We start from the raw sequence: 8239 nt of genomic DNA, 5'->3' as shown, positions 1-8239 counted from the left end.
GCCACGGAATCAGCCCGCAGAAACGCCCTCCCGGCATGGCTTCACCACTACAATCACCACAGGCCCCACACCGCAATCGGAGGCCACCCGCCCATCAGCCGCTTAACCAACCTGCCTGGGCAGTACAGCTAGCGGGCAATCCCGGCTTCAAGCAGCTCCTGCAATTCCAGGCGGAACCTGGCCTTGCCTCCGTGGGCTGGATGCCGCACTTTGGGAGCGGAACGTCCGCTGGCGAGGATGCTGCGGTAGGCCACGTTTCCCACCGCCACCACGGAGGTTATGGGGAACAACCGCCTCAGGGCCAGCCAGAAAGGTTGGCCGGCCAGGGCCTCGGTGGTGGTGGGCGAGCGATTCGATAGGCAGTTGTTTGGAAGATGGGGATGAAGCGGGTAGGCGCTCCAAAGCAGGGGGAGGAAGTCAAGTTCCACCAGGACCCGCCACATCACTGTGGCTGTCGGTTCAGGTGGTACAGCGGGTAGTCCGGTGGGGAGTATGTAGCCTTTGCCCGGCCCAAACAATCCGAAGTGGTCAATCCCGCCTTGGAGAATGCTGGTGTTGGTAAACGGAACCCCCGTGATGCGCATCCCTCGAAACCCCGGTGCTTCCCCCAGAAGCAGCACATTTGGTTCCCTTCGATACATCTCCTGCAGATACAGCTCGAGGTTGCGTCGTCGCCCGGCGTTTCCGGGGTTTGTGAAGTCGAAGAAGTTGTCGCTGTTCTGACCGGCTTTGGTAGCAGCAAGCGATTCCACAAATTCTTCGATTGCACGTGCGGCCACGTTGTTCCTTTTGTTTTCTCGTGATGCTGTCCACCGGCCGGGCGATTTCTATTGTCCTCCAGGCGTGGCCACGACGACCCCCTGAAATAAGCCCTAAAGATCCAAAGAGGAGTCACCATGCGATTTGTAGTTGGTTACACGCCCAATGCCCGTGGCGCGGACGCCGTCGCTCTCGGTTCGGCATTGGCCCGCGCCCAAGGCGCACACCTTGACCTGGTCTATGTGGTTGACAAAGGGACGCGCTACGGAGTCCTGAACGAGGAAGGCGGCCGTGTGGGTCACGACGGGCAAACAGTCCTGACCGCACAGCGGGAGGGCCTGGAGCTTGTGCCTGAAGACGTGAGCGTCGAGTTCCATGTCCGCAACTCTGACTCCTTTGCCTCAGGCCTGATCGAAGCGGCGGTAGAGGGCAACGCGCGACTCATCGTCGTCGGCGCGGCCGGCAACGGCCTGTTCAAGCGCCACACGGTTGGTACCGTCGCCAATGGGCTCCTGCACGCATCACCGGTCCCTGTTGCCCTGGCACCTCGCGGCTCCCGCAGCAAGGACGCCGTTACCCGCCTTACCCTGGCGGTGGGACAACGGACGGGCGCAGATGCTGCGATTGATACCGCCATCGACTGGGCTAAGAGTCGGGGCGTACCGCTGCGTCTGGTCTCGCTCGTGGAGTTGGACGCCGAAGGGGACAGCGGCGAGGTGGTAAATGCAGCCCACGTCCACGCCAACACTGTGCTGACGGAGGCATCCCGCAGGTTGCCGGAGCGCCACATGGTCAGTGTTGAGGTTGCCCACGGCCGCACCATCGAGGAAGCCATTGATGACCTCGAATGGGATGAAAATGAAATTCTGCTCGTGGGTTCCTCACGGCTGGCGGAACGGAACCGGTTGTTTATCGGCAGTACCGCCTACAAAGTTCTCCGCGCGCTGCCCGTACCGATGGTGGTGATACCCCGGTTGCTTCCCGTGGGGCCATCGGGTTCAGGCGTACAAGTGACTGTCGAAGATTGAACGCGGCTGTTGCGCGGGATCAGGATGGGCTATGACGATGCGCAGTCCGTCCGGGTCCCGGCCTTCGACAAACGTTACTTCGCCGGCTGTGTGCGTGTCCGTGTAACTGCCTGCGTCCTTCAATGCCTGTTCGAAATACTCCAGGCCCCGGGCGGTGTCTGTTGACCACATCAGCAGGTGATGCCCCAGCCCTCCTTCATGATGGACGGCTCGTTTGCCGCGCTCGATCATGTAGAGCTGGAAGCCTCCCTGTGTCAGGAGCAGGGCGGCATCATGCGAGCGGAGAGTGACTTCGCATCCGAACAGGTCCCTGTAGAACATCACTGATCGTTCGAGTTCGGAGACGAACAGAACAGATGAAGCGACCTTCGCTGAATACTCCATGCAGTCATTGTTGACCCGGCCGCCTGATAAGGCCAGTGCAGAGCCGCAACCGGATTCAATCTGTCGACGATGTGAGCCGGGCGCAGCAGGCTGAGCCCTCGGGGGCCGGCGCCACCTGGTGCAGCTTGTCGTCACAGCCGTCAAGAGTGCCTTGGAGGAGGGCGGCATTGAGTCCGCACACCAGCCGGGAGTTGTCTTTGGCGAGGCGGTGGAACGGGCAGTTCGCCATGACCAGTCCTTGGGCGTCGGCCTCCGGTTCAAAACCGTTGTCAGCCAGCGCTTTCTTAACGTTTCCTGCGAGCAGCCCGAGCTTTTGACCTTCGGCATAGGCGACGGCCTGCAAGGCCTCCTCTACAGGCTCGCCGGTCTGGATCGAGGTCTGTATGGCGGAGGCCAGCAGGCGGCCAGCCAATTCATACTCGCGGGCAGGGAAGGAAACGTGGACCTCGTCGACAGCCGGCTTGAATAGTTTGGTGGGACGTCCCGAGCCGGGTCCGGTCTTGGGGCCGAGCTTCCTGCTTTCGGTTTCCAGAAGGCCGTCCCGCACCATCCTCTCCAGGTGAAAGGTTGCCGTGCTGGGGGCAAGGTTCAGCATCCTGATCAGCTGGTCCCGGCTCATCGGCGCGGGGCTGCGTATCAGTGTCTGGTAAAGAGAGCGCCGTACCGGGTCGGCCAGTGACGTCGCGTCCGGACCGTGGGTTGGAACTGATGGGGAATCCATACGGAAATTCAAACACCTCCCACAGGCTTGACGGAACCTGTTTGGGATTCTAAGTTCAGGATATTCAACTTTAGAGTGGCGTGGCTCTGCCGGCCCGCACGTCCCCGCGCCGTCGTCGTTGTACTTCTCGCCTGAAATGCCGAAACCTACGAAACTGAAGCTCGTGACGTGAAGGAGGCTTGCCGATGGTCACCCGTTATGATGTGAAAGTGCGCCGCATCTATGAGGGCGTACTCGAAACGGATGGCACTCGCATCCTCGTGGACAGGCTCTGGCCACGAGGACTTGCCAAAGAAAAAGCCTCCATCGATGAATGGTGCAAAGCGGTAGCCCCGTCACCCGCCCTCCGGAAGTGGTACGGCCACGACCCTGGCCTCTTCGAAGACTTCAGCCGCCGCTACCGGATCGAACTCCAGGCACCCGAATCTTCTGCAGCAGTTGAGCGCCTCCGCACGACGGCGGGCCGCGGCCCGTTGACCCTCCTGACGGCAACAAAGGACCCGAATATTAGTGCAGCAGCAGTGCTGTGTGCCCTGATCAACGAGGGCCGGGAGTGGCCTTAATTCCGCCTTGGATTGGCCTCCTTGACTTCCGTCATGAACGCTCCTATGGTCGATTATACTAATATTCAAAATCATGAATTTAGAAGCGGTGCATCTCAAGCTACTCAGCCGCGGGTAGGTTCCCGGGCCCTGCAAAGGCCGAGGAGCAGTGTCCGGATGGAGGTTCCCCGATGCCGTTGTCGGATAGAGAACGCAAGGTACTTGACGAGCTCGAGCTGGACCTGGCGGCTGATGATCCGCGACTCGCCCAGGAACTCTCGTCCGGTTCAGTGCCGAACAGGTTCCGGGCAAGTACCTACTTCGCCTCCATTGCCTGCCTGATCGGAATTGTGCTGCTCATTGCAGGAGTGGCGGCGCAGACTGTCGTCGTCGGCGTCTCTGGCTTCCTGTTGATGGGAACAGGTACTTATTTTCTTCTGGACAGGCGACGCAGGTAGCTCTGTCAGATACGAGTAAACAAAGGGTGGGGAAAATGGGCACATCAGATCCAGACGATATCCGGATCCACAGCGAGGCTCCGGCTGAAGGCGACGAGTCCCGGGATTTTCCCGAGATCCGCTCCCACTCCCAGGATCCGGCTGAGGGTTCTGATTTTGCCGCTGAAGGCAGCAGTGTCCCTGCTGCCAGGCCACAACAACCTCCGGCGCCCGGCCAGCCCTTGGCCGAGAAGATGCTTTGAGGTCATCAGCGCTTCGTCAGACCGAACACTGCTGTCCCGGACCGGGGAAGTGCTGGCGGTGGCCGGACCGTACAGGGACAAGGACGCTGTCGAACTCTGGTGCCAAAGCCGCCCTGGGAGTACCGTTCTTCCCATCAGAAACTCCGCTGAACTGGGCTCCGGAGATTGATTAATAATCTAAGGAGTTCGAAATGAGTAAAGTCACGCGCGCTTCCGCCATCGCGGCTCTGGTGGCGCTTATTGTTTCCCAGGGAATGACGACGGCGGTCGCAGCGAGTCCGGAGGCCAGTTGCGTTGGCATTATTGTCTCCACCGAGGCGCAAGCCGGGGTGCTCGACGTCCGCAATTACAAGGCCATTGCCGAGAGCCAGGAAGCACCCACGTTCGGCCAGTTCGTTGCCCAGGGAGCAAAGCTTCATTTTGGCTCAGTTGAGGACTGCTTTCCGTAGCTGCCGTCTATGCGTGAGCGCGGCTGCTGCGCTGCCCGGAAGACCTAAGTCCACCATCTTGCCAAACTGACCCCACAGAGAGACAGTGAAGTAGGTCTCATCGGGGCCGGAGGTCCGGCCGCGCTATAGGGGAATGTGTACCGGCCGTGGAGGTCAACCATGAGCACCATACCTGACGAAGTCTTTGACGTAACGCCCGAGAAGGATGAACCGAAGCTCAAACGGGTCCTGGGGCCAAAGCTCCTGCTCCTCTTCATCGTGGGGGACATCCTGGGCGCCGGCGTTTATGCCGTCACCGGTACTATGGCCGGACAGGTGGGCGGCATCGTGTGGCTTCCGTTCCTGCTCGCCTTCATTGTCGCGACGCTGACCGCCTTCTCCTACCTGGAGCTGGTTACCCAGTATCCGCAAGCAGCCGGGGCAGCGCTCTACACGCACAAGGCGTTCGGGATCCACTTCGTCACGTTCCTGGTCGCGTTCGCTGTCGTCTGCTCCGGCATCACCAGCGCGTCCACCTCCGCGAACGTCCTTGCCCAGAACTTCTTCGGCGGCATGCAAATCAACGGCTGGATGGGGCTGCCCGGTCGGGAGACGATTACCGCCGTCGCGATGGGCTTTATGCTGCTGCTCGCGGCGATCAACCTGCGCGGCGTGGGGGAGAGCGTGAAGTTCAACGTGGTGCTCACGCTGGTGGAGATGGTCGCGCTGTGCATCGTGATCGGGGTCGGCTTCTTCGTGCTGACGCAGGGCACGGGGAACGCTGGCGAGATCTTCGTCTTCAACGATTACCAGGACAAGGGGCTGTTCCTGGCCGTCACGGCAGCCACGTCCATCGCGTTCTTTGCCATGGTGGGCTTCGAGGATTCGGTGAACATGGTGGAGGAGACCAAGGAGCCCGAGAAGATCTTCCCGCGGACCATGCTCACCGGCCTGGGCATAGCGGTGCTGCTGTACATGCTGGTGGCAGTTTCTGTGGTCAGCGTGCTGTCGCCCACCGAGCTTGAGGACATCCGCGAGGCGGAAGGCGCCGCGCTCCTCGAGGTGGTGCACAAGGGCTCACCGGACTTCCCGATCGACAGGATCTTCCCCTTCCTGGCAGTGTTCGCCGTCGCCAATACCGCCCTGATCAACATGCTGATGGCCAGCCGACTGATTTACGGCATGGCCAAGGCGCGTGTCCTGCCGCGGCCGCTGGGTAAGGTGCTGCCGGTCCGCCGCACGCCGTGGGCGGGCATCCTGTTCTCCACCGTCCTCGCGCTGGGGCTGATCTGGTACGTCAGCAGCGATCCCCGGAGCAATATTGTGGCCAACCTTTCGGGCACGACGGCGTTCCTGCTGCTTTGCGTGTTCACCGTGGTTAACGTGGCCTGCTTGGTGCTTCGCCGCAAGAGGGACCCCGACCGCAAGGTCTGGTTCACCTCGCCGGGGCAGCTGCCCCTGGTCGCGGCGCTGCTGTGTGCCTTCCTCGCCGGCCCGTGGGTGGGCCGGAACCCCATCCAGTACCAGGTGGCCGGATTGCTGATGGCCATCGGCATCGTGCTGTGGTTCATCACCTGGCTGATCACGAGGAGATCCAACAACGAGCCTGGCGAACCGGTCGGCACGCAGAACATCGGCAGGGACGACCAGGTCCCGCCGCCCCCGCTCGGCCACTGACCGAGTGTTTGTGGAGGGCATGAACGACGACGACGGCGCCGGCCGCCGCCTCAAGGTCAACGGTGCGTCGATCTACTATGAGGATCGGGGCGAAGGACCAGCGATCATCCTGGTTCACGGTGGGCTGGGCGCAGGATCGGAATGGGAGCCGGTTGTCTCCTTGCTGGTCGGTGAGTTCCGGGTCATCACGCCCGACAGCCGCGGGCACGGCAGGTCGACCAACCCGGCCGGCGAGCTCTCATACGGCCGGATCGCCGATGACATTGCAGCGCTGATCACTGCTCTCGGGTTGCAGCGACCAATGGTGGGCGGTTGGAGCGACGGCGGACAGATCACCATGGAGCTCGCTGCCCGCCAGCCTGCGCTCGCCGGTGCGCTCATCGTGGGCGCCGCCTATCCCGACTTCAACGCCGGCGGCCTCCGCGAGGCACACCGGGCGCTGCTCGGCGCGGACGACGACGGCGTCCCTGACCTTGCGTACCTCGACGCCGAACTCGGCGAGTGGGCTGATCAAGTGAAGGCGCAGCACGTCGGCGATGGGCGGCATTGGCAGACGCTCATCGAGCAGACCGCCAAGATGTGGCTGGGCTACGAAGGTCTCGATCAGGGGGAGCTGCAGGCAATCCAGACCCCGGCCCTGGTACTGGCAGGCGACCGCGACGAACTGATTCCGCTCGAGCTTTCAGTCAGGCTGTATCAGATGTTGCCCCATGCCGAGCTGGCAGTTGTGCCGGGGCTCGGGCATGAGGGGCCGACGCCTGCCCGGGCAGCATTCCTGGCTGACGTGATCCGTGACTTCTGCCATCGTCGTCTATAACCGGCGTCGTCGGAATCCTGAGGGCCGGCGGCGCCAGCCGGCTCCAGCTACCGGAGCTGCAGTGGGTCAGCCGCAGCCGCAGGTTCCCAGGCCTCCGCCGTCGACGTCCAACACGAAAAGGGAACCCCCGCAATAAAGCGAGGGTTCCCCCAAAGATGCAGCAGTGGCTATGGAGTGACGCTGATGCGTGCAACCTCCTGCAGGATCGGGTTGGTGATGATGACGGTGGAAGTGCCTGGCTTGATGTCGAAGGCAACCTTGCCCCGTGTCTTATCGCCGGCCGGGATCTCGCCGGAACCCAGCTGCTCATCCATGATGAGCTCGACATTAGCAGCGCGGCCGTCAGCGTCCTTTGCTTTGAAGTACAGAGGATTGCTGGAGGTTGTGCCCTTCTCCGTCTCCCACAGCACGTCGAGCGTCAGGTAGCCGCCGTTCTTTGCCGGGCTGTTGAACGGGCCGGTGGTGATTGTGGGACCGTAGGTGGCCGAAACGATGGTGATCTTGGCGGTGTCTCCGTTGCCCATGTCAGCAGTGAACGCCTCGCCGACCTTCTTTTCGGACGATGCAGCAGGAGCCGCGGGCGCTGCAGCCGGAGCCTCAGCTGCCGGTGCGGCAGCAGGTGCGGCCGGTCCAGCCGCAGGGGCGGAGACGGGAACCGGACCACGCGTCGAGTTGACGATAATGCTGACAAGAATGAATGCGCCCGTGACGATGAGGGCCACCTTCTTGTGCTTGTCATAGCCCTCCAGCAGGAGGCCACGACTGTCGCGCTGCTTGTTCGTGAGAACGAGGATGAGGTCAACGAGCGCCCAGATTCCCAGTCCGCCAAACGTGAACAGCTTCAGCAGACCAGTACCCACCTTGCCCAGGTAGAAACGATCGACGCCGAATACGCCGACGAGCAAGGAGAGCAGCCAGGTCACCAGGAACGATTTGTTGCTCACGCCGTAACCACCCATGGGCGGGCCACCCGGATAAGGTGCTGTGGCTGCTGCGTAAGGTGCCGGCGCGCCGGGATAGGGACCGGGGGCGGCGGGGTAAGGCTGCGTGGCCACTGGCGCTTGCCCGTAGGAGGGTGCTTGCCCGTAGGAGGGCGTCTGCCCGTAAGTGACCGGCGGCTGCTGAGGCTGCTGCGGTGCGCCGTAGGGGTCTGTTGAGCTCATTGGATTCCTTTCAAAGGACG

Annotated in this window: 12 protein-coding genes; 8 read left to right on the top strand and 4 right to left on the bottom strand. The window is 62.2% G+C overall.

The annotated features are described in order from the left end of the window. Window positions 1–132: integrase core domain-containing protein (locus MU551_RS19660; protein WP_247048240.1), on the top strand; the 132-nt coding region annotated here is incomplete at its 5' end. On the opposite strand, the gene MU551_RS19655 is transcribed toward MU551_RS19660, so the two are convergent. Then, complete coding sequence (locus tag MU551_RS19655; RefSeq protein ID WP_247048235.1) at window positions 129–779, bottom strand: uracil-DNA glycosylase; 651 nt, start codon at window positions 777–779, stop codon at window positions 129–131. The genes MU551_RS19660 and MU551_RS19655 overlap by 4 nt on opposite strands. 117 nt (window positions 780–896) lie before the next feature. Between MU551_RS19655 and MU551_RS19650 the strand changes: the two genes are divergently transcribed. Continuing rightward, window positions 897–1787, top strand: a complete 891-nt coding sequence (locus MU551_RS19650; RefSeq protein ID WP_247048234.1) for a universal stress protein — start codon at window positions 897–899, stop codon at window positions 1785–1787. Here the strand turns inward: MU551_RS19650 and MU551_RS19645 are convergent. Both MU551_RS19645 and MU551_RS19640 read right to left on the bottom strand, forming a co-directional pair. After that, entirely contained in the window at window positions 1758–2171 is a 414-nt protein-coding gene (locus MU551_RS19645) for a VOC family protein (protein ID WP_247048233.1), read from the bottom strand. The genes MU551_RS19650 and MU551_RS19645 overlap by 30 nt on opposite strands. Window positions 2172–2226: 55 nt before the next feature. Further along, a complete protein-coding gene (locus MU551_RS19640; protein WP_247048232.1) occupies window positions 2227–2892 on the bottom strand; it encodes a helix-turn-helix transcriptional regulator in 666 nt (221 codons plus the stop codon). Window positions 2893–3077: 185 nt separating this feature from the next. Between MU551_RS19640 and MU551_RS19635 the strand changes: the two genes are divergently transcribed. The 6 genes from MU551_RS19635 to MU551_RS19610 all read left to right on the top strand — a co-directional run bounded on the left by MU551_RS19635 (window position 3078) and on the right by MU551_RS19610 (window position 7056). Further along, on the top strand, window positions 3078–3455 hold the full coding sequence (locus MU551_RS19635) for a DUF488 domain-containing protein (protein ID WP_247048231.1): 378 nt from the start codon (window positions 3078–3080) through the stop codon (window positions 3453–3455). Between the two features lie 170 nt (window positions 3456–3625). After that, window positions 3626–3892, top strand: coding sequence for a DUF3040 domain-containing protein (locus MU551_RS19630; RefSeq protein WP_247048230.1), 267 nt, complete (start codon window positions 3626–3628; stop codon window positions 3890–3892). 35 nt (window positions 3893–3927) lie between these two features. Further along, complete coding sequence (locus MU551_RS19625; RefSeq protein WP_247048229.1) at window positions 3928–4134, top strand: hypothetical protein; 207 nt, start codon at window positions 3928–3930, stop codon at window positions 4132–4134. 191 nt (window positions 4135–4325) lie between these two features. After that, window positions 4326–4583, top strand: a complete 258-nt coding sequence (locus MU551_RS19620; RefSeq protein WP_247048228.1) for a hypothetical protein — start codon at window positions 4326–4328, stop codon at window positions 4581–4583. A 159-nt stretch (window positions 4584–4742) separates the two neighbouring features. Continuing rightward, window positions 4743–6239: an APC family permease gene (locus tag MU551_RS19615; RefSeq protein ID WP_247048227.1), complete on the top strand. Its 1497-nt coding sequence runs from the start codon at window positions 4743–4745 to the stop codon at window positions 6237–6239. Between the two features lie 19 nt (window positions 6240–6258). Next, complete coding sequence (locus MU551_RS19610; RefSeq protein ID WP_247048226.1) at window positions 6259–7056, top strand: alpha/beta fold hydrolase; 798 nt, start codon at window positions 6259–6261, stop codon at window positions 7054–7056. 167 nt (window positions 7057–7223) lie between these two features. On the opposite strand, the gene MU551_RS19605 is transcribed toward MU551_RS19610, so the two are convergent. Next, on the bottom strand, window positions 7224–8219 hold the full coding sequence (locus MU551_RS19605) for a TM2 domain-containing protein (protein WP_247048225.1): 996 nt from the start codon (window positions 8217–8219) through the stop codon (window positions 7224–7226). Window positions 8220–8239: the final 20 nt, after the last annotated feature.

The sequence above is a fragment of the Arthrobacter rhizosphaerae genome (assembly GCF_023062595.1).
Taxonomy (GTDB): Bacteria; Actinomycetota; Actinomycetes; order Actinomycetales; family Micrococcaceae; genus Arthrobacter; species Arthrobacter rhizosphaerae.
Note: the sequence above shows the minus strand (reverse complement) of the source record. Positions and strands in the feature narration are given on the sequence as shown.